General features: G+C 66.8%; 2 protein-coding genes. Both read left to right on the forward strand.

The genetic code is table 11. The features are described 5' to 3' along the window. The coding region (locus tag J8I29_RS29695; protein ID WP_209434429.1) for a sugar nucleotide-binding protein at positions 1-249 on the forward strand (249 nt) is incomplete at its 5' end. Between the two features lie 70 nt (positions 250-319). Next, a partial coding sequence (locus J8I29_RS29700; protein ID WP_209434345.1) for a sugar phosphate nucleotidyltransferase occupies positions 320-395 on the forward strand: 76 nt, incomplete at its 3' end.

The raw sequence follows: 395 nt of genomic DNA on the forward strand, positions 1-395 counted from the left end.
GCGGTGTTTGCGGCATCGGCCCCGGCAGGCGGCCCCTCGGCCCGCGTCAGGCGGATCGCCACCAGGGACTATCCCACGCCGGCACGCCGCCCTGCCGATTCCAGGCTGGATACCGCCAGGCTGCGGGAGTGTTACGGCATCGTCTTGCCCGATTGGCGCTCTTCGGTCGGCGACTGCGTGTCCCGCCTGCTGGCAGAGCGTGCCGGCATCGGCTCCGCCCCTCTCGTTTCGCCTCCTGCCGCGCCTTAGGCGGGGGCTATTGCAATCGCTCGCCTGCGGACCTTGATCCTGTGGGCCTTGATCAAGGAAGTTGTTGAATATGCGCGGTATCATTCTTGCCGGCGGGAGCGGCACGCGGCTCTATCCGATGACGAGCATCGTGTCGAAGCAATTGC

The organism is Labrys sp. LIt4, from assembly GCF_017813775.1.
GTDB lineage: Bacteria > Pseudomonadota > Alphaproteobacteria > Rhizobiales > Labraceae > Labrys > Labrys okinawensis_A.